This is a genomic window from Enterobacter cloacae complex sp. IR5450, from assembly GCF_049238665.1.
GTDB lineage: Bacteria > Pseudomonadota > Gammaproteobacteria > Enterobacterales > Enterobacteriaceae > Enterobacter > Enterobacter hormaechei_C.
The window spans coordinates 52941-73772 of the sequence record NZ_JBMKIC010000017.1 but is presented as its reverse complement, the minus strand read 5'-3'; the positions used below and the strand labels follow the sequence as shown (position 1 = coordinate 73772).

General features: G+C 51.9%; 26 protein-coding genes, 1 tRNA gene and 1 pseudogene. 11 read left to right on the top strand and 17 right to left on the bottom strand.

The window, feature by feature from the left end:
- Positions 1-86 precede the first annotated feature (86 nt).
- From ACOTYB_RS14435 to ACOTYB_RS14425, 3 genes are all read left to right on the top strand, one after another.
- Entirely contained in the window at positions 87-866 is a 780-nt protein-coding gene (locus ACOTYB_RS14435; RefSeq protein WP_022650121.1) for an MBL fold metallo-hydrolase, read from the top strand.
- Positions 867-891: 25 nt separating this feature from the next.
- Positions 892-1878 carry a GlxA family transcriptional regulator gene (locus tag ACOTYB_RS14430; protein WP_022650122.1) on the top strand — a complete coding sequence of 329 codons (987 nt, stop codon included), beginning with the start codon at positions 892-894 and terminating at the stop codon, positions 1876-1878.
- A 123-nt stretch (positions 1879-2001) separates the two neighbouring features.
- Positions 2002-2331 (top strand): hypothetical protein, encoded by a 330-nt coding sequence (locus tag ACOTYB_RS14425; protein ID WP_023315117.1) that lies wholly within the window; start codon positions 2002-2004, stop codon positions 2329-2331.
- Here the strand turns inward: ACOTYB_RS14425 and ACOTYB_RS14420 are convergent.
- From ACOTYB_RS14420 to ACOTYB_RS14395, 6 genes are all read right to left on the bottom strand, one after another.
- Entirely contained in the window at positions 2309-2899 is a 591-nt protein-coding gene (locus tag ACOTYB_RS14420; protein WP_023323939.1) for a DUF4225 domain-containing protein, read from the bottom strand. The genes ACOTYB_RS14425 and ACOTYB_RS14420 overlap by 23 nt on opposite strands.
- On the bottom strand, positions 2887-3111 hold the full coding sequence (locus tag ACOTYB_RS14415) for a hypothetical protein (RefSeq protein WP_023323940.1): 225 nt from the start codon (positions 3109-3111) through the stop codon (positions 2887-2889). The genes ACOTYB_RS14420 and ACOTYB_RS14415 overlap by 13 nt, the downstream gene beginning before the upstream one ends.
- 175 nt (positions 3112-3286) lie before the next feature.
- Entirely contained in the window at positions 3287-4375 is a 1089-nt protein-coding gene (locus ACOTYB_RS14410) for an AAA family ATPase (protein WP_006812462.1), read from the bottom strand.
- A 146-nt stretch (positions 4376-4521) separates the two neighbouring features.
- Entirely contained in the window at positions 4522-5481 is a 960-nt protein-coding gene (locus ACOTYB_RS14405; RefSeq protein ID WP_023323941.1) for a YbgA family protein, read from the bottom strand.
- Between the two features lie 102 nt (positions 5482-5583).
- The gene (uraH, locus tag ACOTYB_RS14400; RefSeq protein WP_022650126.1) at positions 5584-5994 is read right to left on the bottom strand and encodes a hydroxyisourate hydrolase; all 411 of its coding nucleotides are present in this window, start codon (positions 5992-5994) and stop codon (positions 5584-5586) included.
- A gap of 99 nt (positions 5995-6093) precedes the next feature.
- Positions 6094-6819, bottom strand: a complete 726-nt coding sequence (locus ACOTYB_RS14395) for a MerR family transcriptional regulator (protein ID WP_023323942.1) — start codon at positions 6817-6819, stop codon at positions 6094-6096.
- A gap of 117 nt (positions 6820-6936) precedes the next feature.
- On the opposite strand from ACOTYB_RS14395, the gene ACOTYB_RS14390 reads away from it, so the two are divergent.
- Positions 6937-7461: a lipocalin family protein gene (locus tag ACOTYB_RS14390; RefSeq protein ID WP_003860954.1), complete on the top strand. Its 525-nt coding sequence runs from the start codon at positions 6937-6939 to the stop codon at positions 7459-7461.
- A gap of 1 nt (position 7462) precedes the next feature.
- Here ACOTYB_RS14390 and ACOTYB_RS14385 read toward each other — a convergent pair whose 3' ends face one another.
- From ACOTYB_RS14385 to ACOTYB_RS14360, 6 genes are read right to left on the bottom strand one after another with little or no spacing between them, the layout of a single operon-like run.
- Positions 7463-8470 carry a fimbrial protein gene (locus tag ACOTYB_RS14385; protein WP_045342670.1) on the bottom strand — a complete coding sequence of 336 codons (1008 nt, stop codon included), beginning with the start codon at positions 8468-8470 and terminating at the stop codon, positions 7463-7465.
- Positions 8470-8988: a fimbrial protein gene (locus ACOTYB_RS14380; RefSeq protein WP_022650129.1), complete on the bottom strand. Its 519-nt coding sequence runs from the start codon at positions 8986-8988 to the stop codon at positions 8470-8472. The genes ACOTYB_RS14385 and ACOTYB_RS14380 overlap by 1 nt, the downstream gene beginning before the upstream one ends.
- Positions 8979-11504 carry a fimbria/pilus outer membrane usher protein gene (locus tag ACOTYB_RS14375; RefSeq protein ID WP_045332979.1) on the bottom strand — a complete coding sequence of 842 codons (2526 nt, stop codon included), beginning with the start codon at positions 11502-11504 and terminating at the stop codon, positions 8979-8981. The genes ACOTYB_RS14380 and ACOTYB_RS14375 overlap by 10 nt, the downstream gene beginning before the upstream one ends.
- A gap of 23 nt (positions 11505-11527) precedes the next feature.
- Complete coding sequence (locus tag ACOTYB_RS14370; protein WP_023323945.1) at positions 11528-12205, bottom strand: fimbrial biogenesis chaperone; 678 nt, start codon at positions 12203-12205, stop codon at positions 11528-11530.
- 53 nt (positions 12206-12258) lie between these two features.
- Positions 12259-12843, bottom strand: coding sequence for a fimbrial protein (locus ACOTYB_RS14365; RefSeq protein ID WP_023315123.1), 585 nt, complete (start codon positions 12841-12843; stop codon positions 12259-12261).
- A gap of 52 nt (positions 12844-12895) precedes the next feature.
- Entirely contained in the window at positions 12896-13498 is a 603-nt protein-coding gene (locus tag ACOTYB_RS14360) for a helix-turn-helix domain-containing protein (protein WP_032660953.1), read from the bottom strand.
- A gap of 834 nt (positions 13499-14332) precedes the next feature.
- On the opposite strand from ACOTYB_RS14360, the gene ACOTYB_RS14355 reads away from it, so the two are divergent.
- The 5 genes from ACOTYB_RS14355 (at position 14333) to ACOTYB_RS14335 (ending at position 17218) form a co-directional block, all read left to right on the top strand.
- A complete protein-coding gene (locus ACOTYB_RS14355) occupies positions 14333-15121 on the top strand; it encodes a winged helix-turn-helix domain-containing protein (protein WP_022650133.1) in 789 nt (262 codons plus the stop codon).
- 1 nt (position 15122) lies between these two features.
- Positions 15123-15602: a hypothetical protein gene (locus ACOTYB_RS14350; protein WP_017693981.1), complete on the top strand. Its 480-nt coding sequence runs from the start codon at positions 15123-15125 to the stop codon at positions 15600-15602.
- Positions 15603-15736: 134 nt separating this feature from the next.
- Entirely contained in the window at positions 15737-16000 is a 264-nt protein-coding gene (locus ACOTYB_RS14345) for a hypothetical protein (protein ID WP_409248939.1), read from the top strand.
- Between the two features lie 21 nt (positions 16001-16021).
- Positions 16022-16726, top strand: coding sequence for a GlxA family transcriptional regulator (locus ACOTYB_RS14340; RefSeq protein WP_409248940.1), 705 nt, complete (start codon positions 16022-16024; stop codon positions 16724-16726).
- Positions 16727-16774: 48 nt separating this feature from the next.
- On the top strand, positions 16775-17218 hold the full coding sequence (locus ACOTYB_RS14335) for a GNAT family N-acetyltransferase (protein ID WP_045346041.1): 444 nt from the start codon (positions 16775-16777) through the stop codon (positions 17216-17218).
- A 32-nt stretch (positions 17219-17250) separates the two neighbouring features.
- On the opposite strand, the gene ACOTYB_RS14330 is transcribed toward ACOTYB_RS14335, so the two are convergent.
- The 4 genes and pseudogenes from ACOTYB_RS14330 to ACOTYB_RS14315 all read right to left on the bottom strand — a co-directional run bounded on the left by ACOTYB_RS14330 (position 17251) and on the right by ACOTYB_RS14315 (position 19367).
- Entirely contained in the window at positions 17251-17838 is a 588-nt protein-coding gene (locus ACOTYB_RS14330; protein WP_023295690.1) for a hypothetical protein, read from the bottom strand.
- Positions 17835-18200 carry a tlde1 domain-containing protein gene (locus ACOTYB_RS14325; protein ID WP_072031505.1) on the bottom strand — a complete coding sequence of 122 codons (366 nt, stop codon included), beginning with the start codon at positions 18198-18200 and terminating at the stop codon, positions 17835-17837. Before ACOTYB_RS14325 ends, ACOTYB_RS14330 begins: the two co-directional genes overlap by 4 nt.
- A gap of 9 nt (positions 18201-18209) precedes the next feature.
- Positions 18210-18694 (bottom strand): annotated as a pseudogene (gene tssD / locus ACOTYB_RS14320) (type VI secretion system tube protein TssD).
- 376 nt (positions 18695-19070) lie between these two features.
- Positions 19071-19367, bottom strand: a complete 297-nt coding sequence (locus ACOTYB_RS14315) for a SymE family type I addiction module toxin (protein ID WP_023323949.1) — start codon at positions 19365-19367, stop codon at positions 19071-19073.
- A gap of 128 nt (positions 19368-19495) precedes the next feature.
- Between ACOTYB_RS14315 and ACOTYB_RS14310 the strand changes: the two genes are divergently transcribed.
- Positions 19496-19666, top strand: coding sequence for a YlcI/YnfO family protein (locus ACOTYB_RS14310; RefSeq protein ID WP_065186978.1), 171 nt, complete (start codon positions 19496-19498; stop codon positions 19664-19666).
- A 5-nt stretch (positions 19667-19671) separates the two neighbouring features.
- Complete coding sequence (locus ACOTYB_RS14305) at positions 19672-20685, top strand: DUF3800 domain-containing protein (RefSeq protein ID WP_023323950.1); 1014 nt, start codon at positions 19672-19674, stop codon at positions 20683-20685.
- A gap of 15 nt (positions 20686-20700) precedes the next feature.
- Here the strand turns inward: ACOTYB_RS14305 and ACOTYB_RS14300 are convergent.
- Positions 20701-20795: transfer RNA gene (locus ACOTYB_RS14300), tRNA-Sec, on the bottom strand.
- Positions 20796-20832: the final 37 nt, after the last annotated feature.

Here is a 20832-nt window from a genome sequence, read left to right as displayed (position 1 = left end):
GATTTCATCGATCATCGCCCTTTGGCCCACATTCTTAACGGCACCCTGGGGCTATTCTCCTTCTCATACCAACCGGAGGATAGCCCATGAACATTACGCAAATTCGCAATGCCACCCAACTGATCACTTACGCGGGAAAACGCTTTTTAATCGACCCAATGCTGGCGCCAAAAGGCACTTATCCGGGTTTTCCCGGCACGGCGCGGGCTGATATTCGCAACCCGATGGTCGAGCTTCCCGTTGACGTTCAAACGCTTCTGGATGCTGACGCGGTGATCGTCACCCATACCCATGCCGATCACTGGGATCAGTACGCCGTTGAGCTGATCGCCAAAGGCAAGCCGATCTACGTGCAAAATGATAGCGATGCCGCGCTGCTGCGCAGCCAGGGATTTACCAACCTGACGATCATGACCGGGGAAACAACATACGGCGATATCCGGATAGTGAAAACCCACGGCGGCCAGCACGGTACTGACCGCGCTTACGCCGTGCCGGAGCTGGCAGAGTTTCTGGGGGAAGCCTGCGGCGTGGTGTTCCGTCATCCCGATGAGAAGACGCTTTATATCGCAGGGGATACCATCTGGCGCGATGCGGTGGCGGCCGATCTGCAAAAGCACCAGCCGGATATCGTCGTGCTCAACGCCGGTTACGCTCATGTCATTGGGTTTGGGCCGATTATCATGGGGGAAGAAGATCTGCTTAACGTGCATTTCCTGCTGCCGCAGGCGAAAATCGTGGCGACCCATATGGAAGCTATCAACCACTGCCTGCTGACCCGCCGCGCGCTGCGCGAGTATGTTGACGCCAACGAGATAAGTGACGCGGTGAGCATTCCTCAGGACGGCGAAACCGTTATATTCTGAGTGTTAAAGGGGAAAGGAGAGACAGATGCCGCTTGTTAACGTTGCTATTGTCGCGGTGGACGGGTTTAGCCCGTTCCACTACTCCGTCCCCTGCATTCTGTTTGGCGATACGGTATCCGGGGAAAAGCGCTTTAACGTTACGATCTGCGCTGAAAAACCGGGATTCCTGACCTCGAAAGACGGTTTTGCCCTGCATGCGACGCAGGATTTTTCTGCAATCGCATCGGCTGAAATTGTGGTTGTACCCTACTGGCAGCACGTGCTGGAGCGCCCGCCTCAGACGCTGCTCGACAGCCTGGTTCAGGCCAGAGACAACGGGGCGGAAATTGTTGGGCTGTGTCTGGGCTCGTTTGTACTGGGCTATGCGGGCATACTCAGCGGCAAACGGGCCGCCACCCACTGGGAGTTTGAACACCAGTTTCAGACGCTGTTTCCGGACGTTAGACTGGACATCAACGCGCTCTACGTGGACGACGGCAATGTGATCACCTCGGCGGGTACCGCCGCCGCGCTCGACTGCTGTTTGTACATCATCCGCCAGCGCTTTGGCAGCGTCGTCGCCAATCAGATTGCCCGCCGGATGATCGTCCCGCCGCACCGCGAGGGCGGGCAGGCGCAGTTTATTGCGCAACCTGTGCCGAAAGATACCCGCGACGGGCGGATTAACTGTCTCATTGACTACCTTCAGCAGCACATTTCCGAGCCGCATAACCTGGATTCGCTGGCGGACGTGGTGTCGATGAGCCGACGCACGCTGACCCGCCATTTTATCAAGGCGACGGGCATGAGCGTTGCCGACTGGCTTACCGCCGAGCGCCTGCGGCGCAGCCAGATCCTGCTGGAGTCCGGCAGTCTGCCAATCGAAAGCGTCGCTGAGCAGGTGGGGTTTTTATCAGCGGTGACGTATCGGCAGCAGTTTAAGGCGCGCTTTGGTGTCAGTCCGGCGGAGTGGCGTAAGACGTTTCGCGTTAAGCCGTATGCAGCGAAAAATAATGCTGGCGCGATGGAATAAAAAGACGTGGGCGGCTTCTTTGCCTTTAAAGCTGGCGGCAATGGATATGCATCAGACGGGTTACAAGCACTTCTCTTCCGGTTAAGATAATCCACGTTACTTTCCAGAAGAAAAGGTAGTGGCATGAACAATATTGAAACGCAGTTACTTGAATCAGGTTTCACCGTAAAAGAATTAGCGTATCTGAACCGAAACATTAGCCGTTATGGTTCATCCCTGCTCGAGGTAGTGCTTGAGTTAGGTAAGCGATTTATCATGGTTCTGTGTATCACTGCGACTGTGGCCCTGATTTTCCTGGCGCTTCTTTTTTTCGCTGAACATTATAATATTGTTTCCGGTGGCATTTCTCTTTTCATCGTATTGATTATTGCCTGGTTTTTTCAACCCCCGATCATTACCTACAAAGCCTGGCGCTTCAGAAAGAAATACATTAGTTCTGTCCAGACGCATTAGAAATTAAATCAAACGAGACTTTTGCAGAGACACCCCAGCCGACAATTTTCATAGTGAGCGCTGCGCGATTCATTCCGTCGACTTTGCGGTAGAAATCCAGCGGGAGATAACGAAACAGACGCCATGATTCGGGTTTCCGGATGGCGCCAAATACCGTATAGACGCTTGCTGCCAGGCTTACGCTATTGAATACCCCAAGTGCTGATTCACGTTTAAATCCCATAAACTGAGCGATATCCATGACGCCATCTGCCAGCATACCTTCGGAGTTTGGTTGATGTTGAAGCGTTCTGTTAATTTCTTTTGAAATGGCATTTGCACCATCCATAACCAGAATCGCTCCTGCAAGCGCACCCACTGGATTCATTGTCATCATTGCACCAACACCTGCAACAATCTGTAACCCTGAAAGCACAACCTTAATCGATGAGATAACGTAACCGACGACTTTGTTATTTTCTTTAACCAGTTCAATCTGAGCAAAAAGCTGAGCTGTACGGGAGCGAAGCATTCTGCTTTGCTCAAGAAGACTTTCGTTCTCAGCCCGGATGTTTTTCAGGCATTCCATGCACTCCTCATCACTTCTGGCTGCCGGGTAGCACTAAATTGTTGCATCACAAACTGCCGAATATCATCCATAAATTTAATCCGTGCGAGTCCGTCGCTGAGATGTTGCCCTCCGACAATATTCGCAGTATTGATGAGCTTGCGGGCTTCAAGATTTATCATTGTTTCAGCCCATGCGCGGGCGTTCTGACCAGGGAAAAGTACAATATCCATTTTAATTTTCTCATCTGATAACCAACGTTTACAGATTATCCTGGCATCAGAAACTGGCAACAATAAATTGGATAATCTGTCGCGAGCGCAGAATTCGCCGAAGGTATATACCGACGGAAATCATCTTCGTCGTTGATGGCGACCTTGAAAGTGGTGACAGCATAAAAGAAGTGCATTACCCCAGCCGCTCCATCCGTGTCTCCCCCTCCGCCATCGACAGCTGATACAGCGAAAACGATCGGTGCTTCTCAATCAAATGCGCCAGCTCCGGCGAATGGCTGGTGAGCCAGATCTGCGAATAGCGGCTGGCCTCGGCAATGAGGCTTGCCAGGGCGGGCAGCATCTGCGGATGCAGGCTGTTTTCCGGTTCGTTGAGGGCGATAAATGCGGGAGGGCGCGGGCTTAACAGCGCCACCGCCAGGCATAAAAAACGCAGCGTGCCGTCGGAGAACTCTGCCGGTTCCAGCGGTCTGCTCAGCCCCTCGCGCTGCATCATCATGCGGAAGCGCCCGCCGGTGTTGTCGCTGTAAAACACGCAGCCGGGGAAGGCCTGGTCGAGAATGCGCATCAGCAGCAGCTCGTCGCCAATTTCGACAATGGTCTGAAACGCGGCGGCCAGGTTCGCGCCGTCGCTGGCCAGCACCGGGGAGCGGAAACCCACCTGCGGCGCGCGGATCGCCGAGCCGGATGAAACGGAAAACTCATGATAAAAGCGCCAGTTACGCAGGGACTCACGCATCTGCGACACTTCGGGGTAGAGGTGCGGTTCGCCGAGCTGCCCGAACACTGACTCGTTCTCATACAGCGTACCGCTGTGGGTCACTTTTTCGTGATGTACGTTGTTCAGGAATACGGCCTGATTCTTACGCTTCATCAGCTGTGACGACGGACGACGGTGCTGGCCGCTCAGCCAGATAGATTCCTCTTTGATCACCGGATCGAGCTGAAACTGTGAGGGGTAGGGCAGCTTTTCCACAAACCCGACCTGAAGCTCATATTCATAGGTTTCCGTTTCCACCGCCAGGTTCATGCGCCGCAGCTGGTCGCTGCGGGTTTTGCCCGCCCAGAACACTTTCAAAATGCCCCCCTCGTTTGCCAGCGCCTGGGAGAATTGCCCCTGCGCCGCGCTGTGCATCAGGTAAATCGCCTTATAAATATTGGATTTTCCGGTGCCGTTGGGGCCGAACACGATATTGAGCTGTTCCAGCTCAAGCGACATATCGCGAATTGAGCGGTAGTTTTGAATATGCAGATTTTTGATCATCGGGTTACTCCGCTGTGCACGCTTAACCTGTACAGAATTACAGTATTTTACGCTGAGCGCAAAAAAAAGACGACAGTGAGGGTGTCGTCTAAACGGGGTACAGCTTTGGGCCTCTGTGGGTCAATGGGGCCTTCGCTTCTTTCTTATCAGGTAACGGCCAGACGCAGACCCAAATCATCAGGATAGGGATCAAAGTAGTTTTGCGTCATCAGATACCGGTCAGGGTATTCAGCCAGATAATGCTTAAGCAGCGTCAGCGGCGCGAGGATCGGCAGCAGTCCGTCCCGGTAATGCAGGATCACATCACGCAGTTCTCCGCGCTGGCGGCTGTTCAGCTGGTTACGGAAATAGCCCTGAATGTGCATCAGCACGTTAGTGTGATTCTTCCGCGAAGCGGGTTTTTTCAGGATGGTCATCAGTTTGTCGCGATAGGCCACGAAAAACGCGTCCAGATCGTCCCACTCGTGCAGTGATGCCACGAACGGGCCAATTTCACGGTAGCCTGCCTGATGGTGCGCCAGAAGCTGAAGCTTATAGCGGCTGTGAAAGTCCAGCAGAGCACGGCGCGTCAGGCCATTTTTACGCATTACGTTCAGTTCGTGGAGGGCAAAAACGCGCTCAACAAAGTTTTCCCGCAGTACCGGATCGTGCAGGCGACCGTCTTCTTCGACGGGCAGCCAGGGGAAAGTTTCAAGGAGGGCGGCGGTGAACAGCCCGACACCCTCCTTGCGGCCCCGGTTGCCGTTTTCGTCGTACAGCCGCACGCGCTCCATGCCGCAGCTGGGGGATTTTGCACAGACGATAAACCCCGACAGATCGCCGTTTTTCGGCAGATAATCTGCCGTAAATGCGGCCATCTTGTGCGTGACGTCATCGTGGGGCGCTTTGCTGAACCGCATTTCTGTCTCGCCGCCGGTGGTCATCACCAGGCGCAGCGCCGGACGAGGCGTGGGCAGGCCGATAGCCATTTCAGGGCATACCGGGCGGAAAGCGACCCACTGCGCCAGCTCATCCATCACAAAGCCCATACGCTTATGCCCGCCGTCAAAGCGAACGGCGGAACCGGTCAAACATCCGCTAATACCCAGCACAGGTTTTGTTGTCATGGTGTGCACCTCCCGATCTCATATCTAAAAGTTACACAACAATGCGAGTTTGTCCAAGTATTGGCGGGATTATTTTTTAATCGTCTTTAAAATCAAGAGCAATCAGCTGCCCTTGTAGGTTGAGTAACCGTACTGGCTGAGCAGAAGCGGGATGTGCAGTTTTTCATTGGTGCGGGTGACGGTGAACAGCACCGGCACTTCCGGGAAGAAGGAGTCCAGCTTTTTGCCGTGGAAGTAATCGGCGGTTTTGAAGGTCACTTTATACACGCCAGGTGCCATATCCTGATCCTGCGGATAAAGCGATTTAATGCGCCCGTCGTGGTCGGTTTTACCGCTGGCAATCGGGGTCCACTTGTCCTGCTCCTGCTTCTCCAGCGTAACGGTCACATCCGCTGGCGGCATACCGGTTTGCTGGTCCAGAACGTGGACGCTCAGGGTGCCTGCCGGGGCGCTGAATGCGGCAGGCGCGAAAGCCATGGCAGCCAGCATCATCAGAGGGAGTGTCTTTTTCATCGTGTTTTCCTGTTGAGTTGTCGGTGACAGGAAAACGTTAGCACTCGCTGCGCGAAAAAATATTCAACTTTTCGTGAAGATTGCCACAGCAGAAAATAATCAGAGGATAATTACCTCAAGGGAAACCTGCTGCTGCCACTGCGCAACCTGCTTTTTCCGCGCGGCGGTGAGTTTGCCGCTGGTGACCAGCAGCCATTTGCGATCCGGGAAAATTTCCGGGGCCAGCGCGGCAGGGGGAACCGGCAGGATGTCGATGCGGTGGCCCTGGCCGGTGCGCGTTAACGCTTCGAGCCAGATTTCACACGGGTCGTTGAGGTACCAGCCGCTGATGAGAACGTTATCGCCCGGCGCTTTTTTATCGCCCTCAAGGCAAAACGAGGTATAGGCGATGAGGATGCCGTCGAGGATCTCACGCAGCGTCATGGCGGCGGCGACGTTGGCCGATATCTGGCTGCGCAACGGACGCAGCACGTTAGTGACCAGCTCTGGCCTTGGGTATTCGCGTCCGGCGTCGTAAATCATCTGACGCAGGGATTCAATTTTCCCCTCCTGCAACTTTTGCATCATGGCCTGTTGCAGGGTTTGCCAGTTATTGGCGCGGCGCGGCACAGGGCGTTCCAGCAGTGATTTAACCTGACCGATAGGTACGCCTTTTTTTACCCAGTCGAGGATTTTCAGCGCCTGCTGAACGTCCTCATCGCTGTACAGGCGGTGACCGCCGTCCGTACGCTCGGGTTTGAGCAAGCCATAGCGTCGCTGCCACGCCCGCAGCGTGGTGGCGGTGATGCCGCTGAGTCTGGCGAATTCGCCGATGGAGTAAGCCATGTCTGCATCCGAAGAGAAGGAGTTGTCTCAATATACTACGAATATTCTCCGACGGGATGAAGCGCCGCACGGGTGCGCTACACTTAACTTCCAACCGCGTAAATGAAAGGAGTTCTCATGAGGCTATGGCCTGTAGTTACCGGTGTCGCCATTGCGCTGACTCTGGTTGCCTGTAAATCTCCCACGCCGCCGAAAGGCGTGCAGCCCATTACCGGCTTTGATGCCAGCCGCTATCTCGGCAAATGGTATGAAGTCGCCCGACTGGAAAACCGCTTTGAGCGCGGTCTGGAACAGGTCACCGCGACGTACGGCAAGCGCAGCGATGGCGGTATCAGCGTACTGAACCGCGGCTATGATCCGGTGAAGAACAAATGGAATGAGAGCGAAGGAAAGGCGTACTTTACCGGCGAACCGACTACGGCTGCGCTGAAGGTATCGTTCTTCGGCCCGTTCTACGGCGGATATAACGTGATCAAGCTGGACGATAAGTACCAGTACGCGCTGGTCAGCGGCCCGAACCGTGACTACCTGTGGATTTTATCGCGCACCCCGACCATTCCGGATGCGGTAAAACAGGACTACCTGAACACCGCACGCGGTCTGGGCTTCCGGGTCGATCAGCTGGTGTGGGTGAAGCACTAACCTACTGATACGAAAAGGTGATGCTTGCCAGGGCATTGGCCGAGCCGGGGACCAGGTCTCCGGTTCGGATGTACTGCGCCTGGAACGGCAGGGATAGCGTTTGTGCTGCGCTGGTGGTCTGGATGAAAAACTGTCTCGTCGTGCCTGCGGCCGAGCTGTCTGGCCCCATCATCAGCGGCCCGGTACCGTTATAGAAAAACTGCACGCCAATGCCGGAGGCCGTGGAGTCCCCGGTCAGCGTCACGACCGACGAGGTATTTGACGGTGTGGTCTGATCGGTCATCACTGCGTTAACCGCCACGTTCTCATCGCAGGTCAGGCTGACGTTAAACTCCCCCGACGGCGAGGTGCTGCCTACGCTGGGCAGCGTGTGAACATCAATGGTGCCCAGGTCGACGTTGGCGCTTTTTGTGCCTACCGTGCAGCCGCTTGCCGTCACCGTGATGGTGGTGGGGTTGATGATCACCTGCGCGGTTTTCACTTCGTTGTTATAGGCCGTCAGGATCGCCGCGTTAATGGTCGGGGTCTGGTATACGCCGGATTTCAGCGGAACGCCGGTCTTGATAAACGTCACTTTTGCCGACCAGCCCAGTGCGGTGGCGTAACCGTTAGTCCCATCGGCCGGATAGCTCTGCGTAATGCCCGTCTGCATCGGCACATAGGTGGTGCCGTTATAATCTTTGAGCCCAAGAATGAAGCCGATGCCGGGCACGCCCGTTTCAAATACCATGTAATTTGCGCCATCAAGAATAACCGTGATGCCGGTGGCGGTTATACTGCTGCTCGGCTCCAGCGTCCCTTTGGAGCAGGTAAATACCAGGCCGCACCAGAACACTTCCGAGACGCTCGCAGAGGCGCTCCATTCAGAGCCGATCGTCTTTCCAGGCACGATGGAGTCTGCCGGGCCGGACCACGACATGGGCGTTGGCGAAAGGGTGATATCCGATGTCCAGGAGAGGGCAAGCGCCTGAGAGGACATGAAAAACAGGGCTAAAAACAGTAAACGCATTATTGATACTCCGTCGTCCAGGTCGCCACTGCCGAAACGTCTCCGGCATTGACCGGCGCACCCGTGGCGGCCAGTCGCGCATAGAAGGTCATTTTTACGCTGTCATCCCCCGCCGCGCCGTAAGCAGCGGTTTGGGTGTCCAGCGGGATAAGTACGCTGTCTTTATCCAGTATCTGCACTGCCACGCCGGTCGCGCCGCCGTCAGCGACTTTCAGAAGCTGCGGGTTTTCGTCATCCGGCGTACCGCTGAAGCGGATTTTCACGCCAGCAAAGGTGGGGCCGCACGCTTCAAGGGTGAGCGTGAAGGGCGTTTTGATATTGCTGACCGCCCCCGCCTCGCTAAATTGCTTCACGCCGAGGGTGCCCAGCGGCACGTTTTGCTCCTTCGAATCTTCCGAGACAATGCAGGTATTGCCGATCACGTTGCCGGTCACGGAAACCAGCACGTCATAGCCGCGCGCGGGGACGGTGATGACCATCAGCAGGATCAGGGGGAGGAAACGGACGGTTACTGACATATGGCCTCCTGGGAATAAAGCCCGGTGCGGGCGTGATAATTCTGCGGGTTCAACGCATAGCGGATCGTGCAGCGCTGGGCGCTGTCGCGTCCCCATACGGCATGCAAGGTTCCCTGCGCTGACAGGCCGGTCAGATACACGCTGCCGCCGTCGCCGACGATACCGCTGGCTTTGTCATCCTCTGACGAGACCAGCGTGCCGAAGGGGAGCACGTCTTTAGCGTGACGTACGATAAACATCGCTTTTGCTCCCTGACGCGTGGTGAGGGTGGCGCGAACCAGTGCCCCGTCGGTGGGAATTTTATTGGCGATGGCGTTCTCAAGTTCCACGTCATTGCCCACGGTGGTGACATCCAGCGCAACCTGATTAACGCGATACGGCGTGGCGTACGGGATCACCGCATAGCCCCGGCTGTCGGTTTTGATGCCCTTGTGGTTGAGCACGGCGACATGGCTGGCGCCCGGGGCTTTCACCAGAATATTGGTGTTCCCGAGCGGCTGGCTCAGCGTCAGACCATCCTCATGCAGCACCGCTCCGCCGCTCATCCCGTAGCTGAGGTTGCGGGAGTCACCGGCGTAGCTGTAGCCCAGGTTATAGTCTCCCCACGCGCCCTCGTATTGCAGCGCGGCATCGCCGCCGTAGTGCTGCTGCGCGCTGTAGCGCTGGTTGACGCTATAGAAAAGATTCTCCTGCCCCGGCAGATAACCACTGACACCGGTACTGGCGGTGGTGCCAGCGGGATCCGCATGGGTAGCGGTAAAACGGAGACGGGTCGACAGCGCCGGATTACCCAGCGGCACCGACAGGGACAACGCGAGGATATTGTCTTTCTTGTTGTCGTACAGGCCAGAGCTACGCTGGGCGCTGATGCCAAGCGACAGGTTACGAAACGTCGCGTTCCACGCGAACTGCAAACTTTGCGTGGTTTTTGACGTATTCCAGTAGGTTTGTTGATCCCAGGACAGCGACAGCGCGCCGTATTCGCCCATCGGCTGCGACAACAGCAGCTGATTTTTTGCCTTACGCGACATATGCAGGTTGTAAACCGTGTCGTAGTGAGTGGTGACGGTGCCATCGTCTTCCACGGTCTGTTCTGGCGCTCCGCCCGCCATGCCTTTGTAAGTGGTATCGCTGAGAGTATAAAACCCTGCCGTTGAGTAACGCAGCGAGAAGAAATTGACTCGCGTACCGATATCGTTCAGCAGCTTGCTGTACCGCAGGCGCACCGAATCACCGGTGTAGTGCTGGTTATCAGCCAGCTGGCTGCGGGCATGGGTGAGGTCGAGAGAGTAGGCGCCAAAGCGGCCGAGATTCTGCCCGATCCCGAAGGCCAGGCCGGTGTAGCGATCGGAAAACTGCGCCCCGCCATAAAACGTGAGGCCGTATCGCCAGCCCAGGAACAGCTCGCCCTGCGCGAAGGAGGGCGAGATCTGATTGCCCGCAGGGCGGTATTTCCCCGCACCCAGAGCATATTTGACCTGACCGTTACGCACCAGATTCGGCACGCTGGCAAAGGGCAGGGTGTATTGCGTCTGGCTACCGTCGCTCTCCTGAATGGTGACCGCGAGGTCGCCGCCGGAAGAGGTCGGATAGAGATCTTTCAGCACAAACGCCCCTGGCGGAACGGAGGTTTGATAGATGACGTTACCGTTCTGGCGAACCGTCACCGTGGCATTGCTGCGCGCGATGCCGCGCACTTCAGGCGCGTAACCGCTCAGGCTGGCGGGCAACATATTGTCATCGGTCTTCAGGGCAATCCCACGCAGGCCAACGGCGTCAAACACCTGCGAGGAGGTGAACGTTTCACCGGCATAAACCTGGGCACGCAGGGCGCGGATATCCCGCTGTAGCCAGGTCTGGACGTGGGTGAGCTCGTTACTCTCTTTGGTCCACGTGGTGAAATCACGCAGCCGCCATGCGCCCAGGTTGGCGCCGCTGTTCAGGCTCACAAACAGCTGTTGTTCCCGCGTGCGCGTCTCGCCCCGGTAGTCATTATTCGCGCCATTGACCACATAGTTCAGCCACGCGGCAGGGATGCCGGACTCCCAGCTCTCCGGGCTGACGTATCCGCGCGGCAGAGCGCGCATCGCGCTTTGCGGTACGGTGAAGTTGAGGGTAAGCGTCCTCTGGTCAAAATCAAACCGGGTATCGGCGAATGACTGGGTTAAAAAAATGCAGCGCTGCGCAGGCGGCAGCTCACCCCCTTTAGCCTGACGGCTGTCGATGCCAAGTGCGGCGAATTGTGCAGGCGTAAGGCACGGCAGGGCTTCACCGGCGGTGCTTTCAGCGACGCGAAACGTGACGTTACCTGTGAACGCGAACTGGGTATTGATATACACGTTAAGATTGTACTCGCCCGGCGGCAACGCGCTCCCGGCGTTGACCCAGGCGAGATCGGCGCTGTTGGCGCGCTCGCCGTTGAGAAACGCAGGATTAAATTGCAGCTCGCTTTCGGCAGCCACGGCTTGCCGAATCACCAGGGCGATCGCCGTGGCGCACAGGATTTTAATTTTCATGTGGTCACGCCTTACTGTTTTTATTATTGGGACAATGACGTGCGGGTGACGGGCGTCCAGGCCCCATAATCGTTAATCGTCTGGTAGCTCATGCTGCTCGCATGGCTGAAGGTGTCTGCCAGCGTCACGCTGGCTTTCGGCGGTACCATGACGGGCGATACCGGCCTGCCATCAATTTTCACGTTAATGGTGGTGAGGTAATACGGCGTTGGGTTGGTCAGCGTGACCTTGCCCGCGCGGTAGGCGCCGGCAAGGTTTTTCCATGCCTCCCCTGCACCTTCCCTGAGCCGCTCCGGGCGATAAAAGACCTTGATGCGGTTGGCAGAGGCGAATTGCAGCGAATTGCCGGAACCGTTTTTAACCTGCTGTGGGATAGCTTTGACCGTCATCCAGTACAGCGTCTCGCGATCGGCTGGCAGGGCGTCACCGCTGAACATGATTTTCACCGCGCTTTCGCTGGCGGGCTTCATGACGTACAGCGGCGGCGTGATGACGAAGTCGTTGGTACGGCTCCCTTTCTCGTCTTCCATCCATGACTGGATCAGGAACGTGGCATCAGGGTGGGTATTTCTTACCTGCATCATCGTCTGCGTAGCCGCGCCTGCGTAGACCAGCCGCGTTGCGCCTAACCCCACGCCGCCTGCGTACACGGCGGATGAACATAACGTGCCAGCCAGACAAATCCATGTGTTTACGCGCATTGTGCGTCTCCTGAAAGCTGAGTCAGACCCGGCCAGCAGACCGGGCCTGAAGATTACGAATAGGTCACGGTGTAGGTGGCGACCGCGCTGGCATCACCCGCCGTGGCGTTGCCCAGTGGGGAGTAATATTTCGCGCTGAAGTTCAGGGTGTTCGCCCCCGCACGCAGGGGGATCGCTGCTGCCGGCTCACCCAGCCTGACGACGTTGCCCTGTTCGTCATAAAGACGGATAGCGACATGCTGCGCCGAGCCCGCGCCGCCGTTTACTCCCGCGGCCAGGCTATTGACATCGGTACTGTCCGGCGTACCGGTGAAGGTGATAGCCACGGTCGTTGCGGCGATGGGGTTATTTTCCGTGGACGCGGAGGTATCGGCGATTTCGCAATCCTCCAGCGTGATGGAGAAGGCTTTTGCGGTACTGGCTTCACTGCCTGCGGCAGCCAGCGTGGCGGTACGCACTTCCCCCATGTCGACGTCGATATTGGCGCTACCGGCGCTGATGGCACAGGCGGAGGTCACCACTTTACCGCTGAAGTTTACCGTGCCGCCGCTGGTGGTGGCGGCCAGTGCTGAGCCCGCTGGCAGCAGGGCGGCAATGCTTAATGCCAGCAGAGAATGGCAAGTAAGGCGTGCTTTCATTTCATAATTCCTTGATTTTTTTATTACGAGATTTGCTCTGAAAGCGGCAGGTCTAACTGGTTAAAAAGACCAGCAAATCTGTCTTATTCCTGAGCCCGAGTTTCCTTATCGCTGAGCTTTTTAAGGCGCTCACGCGGCGATAAGAAAGTTTCTCCAGTTCTGCGATGTAACGTATATCCAGTCCGTTCCTGAGTTCCTTTAATACCCTCCTTTCTCCAGGCGTTAGCGATAACGCCGCTGGCTGCTTTTGGGGCCGATAATGGCTATCGACCATTTTTGCTAGCTTTATCCGCCACTGATAAACCGTGTTCTGTAGCGAGATATAGGCATCAATATCTTCCCGGACCCATAACAGGGAATGGGCAGAGGTTGAGTACAGGCAGATCATCACTTCAGGGTGCGTGGTTTTGATTTTTTTTAAATATTTCAGTGAGTCATACCCTGTATGGTATTTCTCTGCGCCGGATATAAATAAGATATCGACACGAATCGACGACAGCGCCTTATCCAGTTGCTGATAACCTCCTTCGATGATAATGATGTGAAGGTCGTCGCGGATGCTGCTTAATAATGTTTTAATGCCGTTTCTTGCATAATGATCGCCGCCCATCAGTGCAACAGTTATATGCTGTGTTATTTGGCTATTGTTCGTCATGTTATTCCTCGATTTATAATAGTAATCAGGCGAATTATTTATAAGGTTATCGCCAGTATTCTCGAAGCAATGACGTATTGCATAGTGTAGGCCTACTATACGTCGGCCAATAAAGAGGTAACCTGAATTAATCTAAAATTGTATTAATTACTAAGATCGAGACCGGTTACGACGCTTCCCTCTGATTGGTCTTATTCCGCTTCGCTTTCTGTAAATTATGATAGCTTCTATTTTTAATGAAAATTTAGCTTTGATAAATGTTTTGTAAGGAGTTTGTCGTCTGGTGTCAGTGCGGGTGTGAAGTTGCTGACGGGGAATAACAATTTACGAATGTTATCATCGATAAAAACTGATAGAACGGTGGCTGAAAAGCATACAAAAACCATATAAGTTATTGATATTGTTCTGGTTGAGAAAAGTTAAGGCTTAAGGGTGCTGAATATTTCAGACACGCATGTCCGTGGCGTACAATGTTTTTTTATGTAGGTATTTGTCAATGTCAAGAGGCGAGGAGTGCGCCAAAAGGTGAGGCTCTGATAAATGAGATGCTGCAGGTAGTGAGATACTTCTGTGGAGCGGAAATTCACTTCACAAAACATCATAATGAGGATGATCGCGGATGAAGTGGCTCTGCAAGCCGCATTCTACAAGGGTTGAGTTCTTATGCAGGTTCAGTGAAGCTTAAGGGATGAAATATAAATTAAGATTTTTCGCCAATGGCGAAGATATACAGCATGCCGTTAATCAGTCACATTAATCCCGACGTGAATGTCATCCCATACATGCGGTGACCCAGGTTCAACATCTGTTAACCGGAGAATTCATACTGCCCCTATGCATAAGCATTACATTATAAATAATATCGTCGAATTTCATCCTGCGGCCAGCACGTTACGTGATATCAACAATCCTGACCGTGTGGTTGTGTTAAATTCGCCAGCAGGCCGATGCCTGTTGTTATTAATCGACAGAGCGGGGTCGATTGTCACTCAGCAAGAGTTCCTTGATATTGTCTGGCAAAGCCGCGGCATGCTTGTCTCCTCCAATACCTATTACCAGAACATCTCCATCCTGCGCAAAGGGCTCAAAAAGATTGGTTTTGAAACTGACCCTATCGTTACCATTCCGCGGATTGGGTTGACGCTGGCAAGCGACACGCAAATAACCGTCAGAGAGTCTTCACCTGTCGCGCCTCAACCCGCAGAGGAACAATGTGTGGAGGCGCCAGCGATCGAGGAGGTCTCTGCATCCTCCGCGCCAGCAACGCCCGTTGCCAGGAAGCCCACGCGCTGGCTGGCTGTTGTCATGGGGCTATTGATCGTCCTGGCCGGGGCAGGCGTGACGGGATATATGAACGCCACAGAAAACCGTTTTGTTGAGGATTACCGTTTTGCGGCATCCGTCGGAGCCTGTCGCGTTTATCTTGCGAACGACATTCAGACTCACGCTGAACGCGCTTCCGCGCTGACCTATGTGGAACAATTCAAGGCTGAATGCGCGCAATATCCCTGGGTTTACATCAGCTGGTACGCTCTGCTTCCTCGTGCGTCGGTTATTCGCTGCGACCGGCCAATGAAAGAACCGAACCGCTGTATATCTGATTATTTCCTGAAGGATAGCTAGCATGACTCGTTTTCGGCAGATGCTGTATATCATCGTGACGGGCCTCGTCACCGCAGGCGTGCTGACGGGTTATTACCTGTGGCACCGAACTTACGTTCAGCCTTTTTCATGCCAGGCTAATCTGGTCCAGCACCATCCGGATGAGACGCTGACGGTCTGGCTGAATTACACCTTCGACGGGAAATTCGGCACCCTGAGCATGAATGGCCGGGCAAAGAGCGATCCGGGTAAAACCATCGACAGGAAAATTTCCTTTCGGGTGGAGAGACAAGATCATCTCTATTTGCTGACGTCAGAAAAAAATATGACGTTCCCGGACGATAATGTTGACGACAGCTGGCTGGAAAAATATGAACCGCAATTTTTTGTCTATCCGGGCAAGAGTATTTATATGCGGATCAATGAACAACATAATGGTAACTATATCTTTACCTTAGGAACATTACCGACATATGTGTGTCGTGGTTCAAAAAAAGAATGATATAAACGAGAAAAACATTATATTTTCCTCCCTTCTCATTTATGCTTGATTTAAAATATCAGGATTGTCTTAGAAATATAAAGTGCGACAGATCATGTTGCGATAATGTAATTAATTTTAAATTTGGCAAGTAAATGAAAAGTGTATTTGACTCCTCCGATGGGGGGAAATCAGTACCGGAAAAGTGTCTGCATATTGGGTTGATATTATGGCCCCGTTATTCACTCCTGGCCGTCTCCGGATTGCTGGAGGCGCTGCGTTATGCAGCGAAAGCTCAGGATAAATTAGCATTTAAAATCAGCCTGATAAGTGAATTTCCTGATATCCCGATTATCAGCAATGCAGGGATTATCATGAGACCGGATTCCACCCATGCGCCGCCGGACAGTTTTAACTAACTTGCTGTTATCGGCGGTGAATTGCAATATCTGGACTTAGGGTATCAGGGGGATAAAGCGTATCTGGCACATGCCCACCATGCCGGGGTTCCGCTCATTGGCATTGGCACCGGCAGTTTTGTCCTCGCACAGGAAGGATTGCTGAATGAACGACGAGCGTCCATCCATCCTTTCCACCTTGATACATTTCGGCAGGCTTTCCCGCTGGTTTATGCTGAGCAAGGGTATGATTTCATCGACGATGGCGATGTGCTGACCTGCCCGGGCGGTATTTCCACCCTGACGCTGGCAACTGAGCTTATCCGCGCCCATGCCGGGGATGATATCGCCAGCACCACCTGTCAGCGTTTGTCGCTCGTTCCGCATGAAATTGCCACCCCACGTCCGGCGAATCTTGCGCTTATCCCTGACTCGCGGTTGCGCCGCGCCGTCATGCTGATTGAACAGTTCCTGACCCGGCCGCTCACCACCGCCGGGCTTGCGCGAGAAGTGGCATTGAGTGAACGCCAGCTCAACCGCCTGTTCCACGCAGAATTCGGCAAAACGGCCCGCGAATTTATCCGCAGCGCCAGGCTGCGCTATGCTTGCTGGCTGCTGAAGAACTCACAGCAAAGCGTGACGGATATTGCGCAGCGGATGGGATTCAGCGACTGCGCGCACTTTATTCGTCATTTCCAGACGGAGTATGGTTGTACGCCTGGCGTGTGGCGCACGTCGCAGAGCTGAATATCATTACATTGCTGCCCTGAAACTTTACTCAACCGGAATATCACCATGAAAATAGAAGCCGCACACCCCTCGCAATTTGAACGCCTCGTCGCAGTCTGGGAGTCGTCAGTTCGCGCCACGCACCGCTTTTTGCAGGAAAGCGATATCGCGGCGCTGCGTCCGTTATTGCTCAACGCATATTTGCCTAATCTCAGGGTTGTGATTGCCCGGGATGACGTGGGTATTATTCACGGCTTTTTGGGCGTGGATAAAAATCGCATTGAAATGCTGTTTGTGGATGATGCGAGCCGGGGGAGGGGTATTGGGAAAATGCTGCTGCAATATGCCATCGCAGAATTCGGCGTAAATGAAGTGGATGTGAACGAGCAGAATCCGCAGGGGGTGGCGTTTTATCGTCATATGGGGTTTGAGCAGGTCGGGCGCTCGGCACTGGACGGGCAGGGGAATCCGTTTCCGCTGTTGCATATGCGGTTGAGTGGACAGGCTTAACGCCCTCTTCTGTAAAAGAGGGAGCCTGCAAGCTAGTTACTGGTTATTTGCCCGATAATTACGCCGCGCAATTTTTCGCCATCAAAGTAATAAGAGACGGTATTGTTCTGAACAAATCCATCCTGTACAGGTGTCTCCTGATAAAGCAGGATCTTTTTTCTGTTGCCGATTGCTTTTTTGCCGAACAATTCAACTAAATCCCCGTGAGTGGCATTTAACAATGGAACGCCAGAGACTGAGACACTGACTCGTTCCGTTGTATTCACACACTCTTTATGGATGCCATCCCTGGATATGGCTAGCGCAGTTAACAGCCCTGCACCCATTTCGTTATCTGAAATGAACCAATAATTGGTGCCATCGTCGTCATGAAGGCAGATCCAGTGCGCGGAGCTGTCTTTCTCCACGTATGTACTGAAAATCTGAGACAGATGAGTAACTTCCATCTGAACCGTTTTCTTGCCGATCGTGATGGTCGGGGAAAGGGGCACTATGGTTGAAATTTCCGTCAGCGAGCCGTCTTCATCGTAATACTGTGTTGCGAAGCCGGTCATTTCAGATGCTGAGACGTGCGAACTGACTGCAACGAGTAATGGCAATGAACAAATTAAACGCTTCATTTGACAATCAACACCGTATCGTTGCTTTTCCAGATGCTTCTTCTCGCACTCAAAGGAGCAATAATGCAGCCCTCTGAAGAGTCATCAGGGTGCAAACTGCTTTTGCCATGAATTTTAAATGAGTCTCTGCCACACATATCATTTGTCGAGTAGGGCGTGAGGCTGAGGGTATATTTTCCTGTGTGGGCAGAATTATGAGGGGAACCAATTGTGTATTTCCCTCGAGGTAGAGGCCCACTGTTTTTTACACATTCTTGAGATGGATCGTTTTTGTAACCACTTGCTCCTGCATAATCTGCATCGAACTGATAAACACCATCAAGATAAAATTTGTGCTCTTTTACATTATATTCCCAGGACATACTTTCTCCTTAAGCGCGTTCCTTCCAGGTATCAGAATGAATGATGTTTCCATCTATGTAATGCCATGTTATTTTTTCATATGTTAGATCTACATATTCACAATGTGTATAGCGTTCGTTTTGCGGTAGTTTAATGTCAAACATGAGTGGTTCAATTTGAACTACTCTTGCATTTCTAAAGTTGTCTTAAAGTAAGCCTCTTCGAGCCCGTTATAGTTGATCCTGTAAAATATAAATTCTGCTCTTGTTAGTGTTTGTCCAGTGCTCAAGGCCTTGTATAGATATGAGGATGAGGAATCAATCTCTTTCATGAATGCATAGGTGCTACAAATACGTTTTGAAGTGATTTTTCCGGAGAATTTCTCTATAGGTTGTTCTATTGAATGCATAAATTCAATCACTTCTATTGAGCCTTCGCGATCCTTTATATCGACAGATCCATTAATCTTCCGGCCTGCATCGTCCTCAAGCCATAAGTAAACAGGTATAGCCATCTCAATCTCCTTTTATAGACTGAGGGAAACTACGCTTCATTATGGATTTAAATTGTGACATTTATTTCAAAATAGAAAATAAAATAAAATATGGAAGTGGGACTTAAAATTGCTCTTTGCGATGTATAAGTTTCTCAAATATATTTCCAAAAATTATAACATTGAATTATGATTTCGTTGCCATCGTAAGATAAATGCTAAGTAAAAATAGCATCAGGTATTGAAATGATGAATGTCATCAAATATTGAACTTGTAAGTTAGCATTACATGTTGGGTTCGATTGCTTTTTGGATGTTATGGAAGAAATCTGGCATTCTATATTGTTTTTTATGTTGGCTGCATGCCCAGCAGCCAACTTGATAACAGCGGGAACGGTTATGATAATTGCAGGCTCGCCAGCGTGTTCTCGATCTGGCATAACTTTGCTTTAGTGCGTTTGTAATCGTCCAGAATCCTTTGCTCCTGCTCGTTATACGCTACCAGAACGATGCACCCTTTCATGACCTTTACCGTGACCTGCTGTCCGGTATCAAAACCCGCCGCGCGCAGCCACTTGCCGGAAAGGATGATTTTCGGCGTAGATTTGTCGTAAACATTCGGGCGGTATCCCACAATTAACGAACGCTCGGTTCCGGATTGGTCGGTGTCTGGGGTAGAATGCGAATCAGCCATAATCAACTCCTTGATAGTTGGTGAGGTTAGACGCCCTTTAGTGCTCCAACACTGCTGGGCGTTGTCAAAATTCCGAATCCATGTGGTAGGTACCACGTGCGAATAAATTAACCGAAGTGGTACCTACCATGCAAGAGAAAAAGAAACCAAATTTTGACCGCACTAAGAGCACGATGAAGAACATACGTTTCGAGGATGAGCTTTTGGAGCAGATCGAGAAGGCGGCGGGGAAAGGGAATTTTAGTAAATGGGTGAAGGAGGCTTGTAGGTTAAGATTATTATCTAGCCAAAGAGAGTAGTAAATATGGAAATATTAATTGATGAATCAGGTTCATTTACTCCTGAAAGTGAACTAGAAAATTCTTGGAGTGTAGTTGCTGCTTATATTTGTCCGGAAACTGAAAAAAGGAAATATAGGAATGCCCTCAATAATTTAAAAAAAAGGAATGGTTTGGGCAGACAAGAGATAAAATTAGTTAACATTAGTGAAAGTAACTATATTTTGTTTCTTCAAGAAATTTCGCAGCTGAACGGTAGTCTTTTTTGTGTTGTAACAGACTCATATTATAATAATAAAAGCTTTATCGAAAATCATAAAGATACGCATGTGAAAACCATAGTAAATAGTATTGAGCAGATGCGTTATCACGAGGGAAAACTTGCTCAACATTTGATGGCAAAAGAATTATTGTCTGTATCTCTCCCACTTTATATTCAGTTGATGTGCCAAATAAGATTAGTGCATACAATAATCTCCCAATCTGTAAATTACTATGCACAACGACAACCACAGACGTTAAAAAAATTCAAATGGCGTTTAGATCAAAAACAGCCGTCTCACAAAACTAAGTATGAGTTGATATTTGAAAAATTTTCACCAGCTTTGTTGCAAATGTATACCCTTGAAAACCCTTTAGGTATAGTGAATGGTTTTAACTATAAATATATGAGAGAGTTTATTTATAATGAAGGAGAGATACCTAATTATCTGATCGAGAAAAAAACATCCTTAGCTAATAGCCGCGCTTTTAACATCCAAAAAATATTACGGGATGACATTAGCTATGAGGATTCAATGAAAAATGACGGTTTGCAAGTTATAGATCTTTTGGCTTCTGGTATGCGTAAGCTTTTAAAAATGAGATTTGCAGATAATACTTTAATAGCCAATCTACTCGGCAGTCTCATGATACAGCAGCAATATAATAATCCGCCCATAGACATAATTGTTTTCGATGAAAAATCTGCTGCTTTAAGAAAAGAATTAGATGAGCTTGTAAAAATATTAATTAAAAACTCAAAACGAATGATACGTTGAAGTAGGTAAAATATTTGGCGGAAGATCACAGGAGTCGAACCTGCCCGGGAACGCTGGCGCCCCCAACTGGATTTGAAGTCCAGCCACCTCACCGGAGATGACGATCTTCCGCGCCTGCATTGCTACATGGAGGCGGGGCGCATTATA

Coding starts and splice junctions, on each gene's coding strand:
- ACOTYB_RS14365 (WP_023315123.1), bottom strand. CDS start 12,843: ATGAAAGCACGCCTTACTTGCCATTCTCTGCTGGCATTAAGCATTGCC.
- ACOTYB_RS14410 (WP_006812462.1), bottom strand. CDS start 4,375: ATGATCAAAAATCTGCATATTCAAAACTACCGCTCAATTCGCGATATG.
- ACOTYB_RS14360 (WP_032660953.1), bottom strand. CDS start 13,498: ATGACGAACAATAGCCAAATAACACAGCATATAACTGTTGCACTGATG.
- ACOTYB_RS14420 (WP_023323939.1), bottom strand. CDS start 2,899: ATGGAATGCCTGAAAAACATCCGGGCTGAGAACGAAAGTCTTCTTGAG.
- ACOTYB_RS14335 (WP_045346041.1), top strand. CDS start 16,775: ATGAAAATAGAAGCCGCACACCCCTCGCAATTTGAACGCCTCGTCGCA.
- ACOTYB_RS14425 (WP_023315117.1), top strand. CDS start 2,002: ATGAACAATATTGAAACGCAGTTACTTGAATCAGGTTTCACCGTAAAA.
- ACOTYB_RS14375 (WP_045332979.1), bottom strand. CDS start 11,504: ATGAAAATTAAAATCCTGTGCGCCACGGCGATCGCCCTGGTGATTCGG.
- ACOTYB_RS14370 (WP_023323945.1), bottom strand. CDS start 12,205: ATGCGCGTAAACACATGGATTTGTCTGGCTGGCACGTTATGTTCATCC.
- ACOTYB_RS14435 (WP_022650121.1), top strand. CDS start 87: ATGAACATTACGCAAATTCGCAATGCCACCCAACTGATCACTTACGCG.
- ACOTYB_RS14325 (WP_072031505.1), bottom strand. CDS start 18,200: ATGTCCTGGGAATATAATGTAAAAGAGCACAAATTTTATCTTGATGGT.
- ACOTYB_RS14395 (WP_023323942.1), bottom strand. CDS start 6,819: ATGGCTTACTCCATCGGCGAATTCGCCAGACTCAGCGGCATCACCGCC.
- ACOTYB_RS14430 (WP_022650122.1), top strand. CDS start 892: ATGCCGCTTGTTAACGTTGCTATTGTCGCGGTGGACGGGTTTAGCCCG.
- ACOTYB_RS14380 (WP_022650129.1), bottom strand. CDS start 8,988: ATGTCAGTAACCGTCCGTTTCCTCCCCCTGATCCTGCTGATGGTCATC.
- ACOTYB_RS14315 (WP_023323949.1), bottom strand. CDS start 19,367: ATGGCTGATTCGCATTCTACCCCAGACACCGACCAATCCGGAACCGAG.
- ACOTYB_RS14305 (WP_023323950.1), top strand. CDS start 19,672: ATGGAAATATTAATTGATGAATCAGGTTCATTTACTCCTGAAAGTGAA.
- ACOTYB_RS14310 (WP_065186978.1), top strand. CDS start 19,496: ATGCAAGAGAAAAAGAAACCAAATTTTGACCGCACTAAGAGCACGATG.
- ACOTYB_RS14330 (WP_023295690.1), bottom strand. CDS start 17,838: ATGAAGCGTTTAATTTGTTCATTGCCATTACTCGTTGCAGTCAGTTCG.
- ACOTYB_RS14405 (WP_023323941.1), bottom strand. CDS start 5,481: ATGACAACAAAACCTGTGCTGGGTATTAGCGGATGTTTGACCGGTTCC.
- ACOTYB_RS14390 (WP_003860954.1), top strand. CDS start 6,937: ATGAGGCTATGGCCTGTAGTTACCGGTGTCGCCATTGCGCTGACTCTG.
- ACOTYB_RS14385 (WP_045342670.1), bottom strand. CDS start 8,470: ATGCGTTTACTGTTTTTAGCCCTGTTTTTCATGTCCTCTCAGGCGCTT.
- ACOTYB_RS14415 (WP_023323940.1), bottom strand. CDS start 3,111: ATGGATATTGTACTTTTCCCTGGTCAGAACGCCCGCGCATGGGCTGAA.
- ACOTYB_RS14345 (WP_409248939.1), top strand. CDS start 15,737: ATGAAAAGTGTATTTGACTCCTCCGATGGGGGGAAATCAGTACCGGAA.
- ACOTYB_RS14350 (WP_017693981.1), top strand. CDS start 15,123: ATGACTCGTTTTCGGCAGATGCTGTATATCATCGTGACGGGCCTCGTC.
- uraH (WP_022650126.1), bottom strand. CDS start 5,994: ATGAAAAAGACACTCCCTCTGATGATGCTGGCTGCCATGGCTTTCGCG.
- ACOTYB_RS14355 (WP_022650133.1), top strand. CDS start 14,333: ATGCATAAGCATTACATTATAAATAATATCGTCGAATTTCATCCTGCG.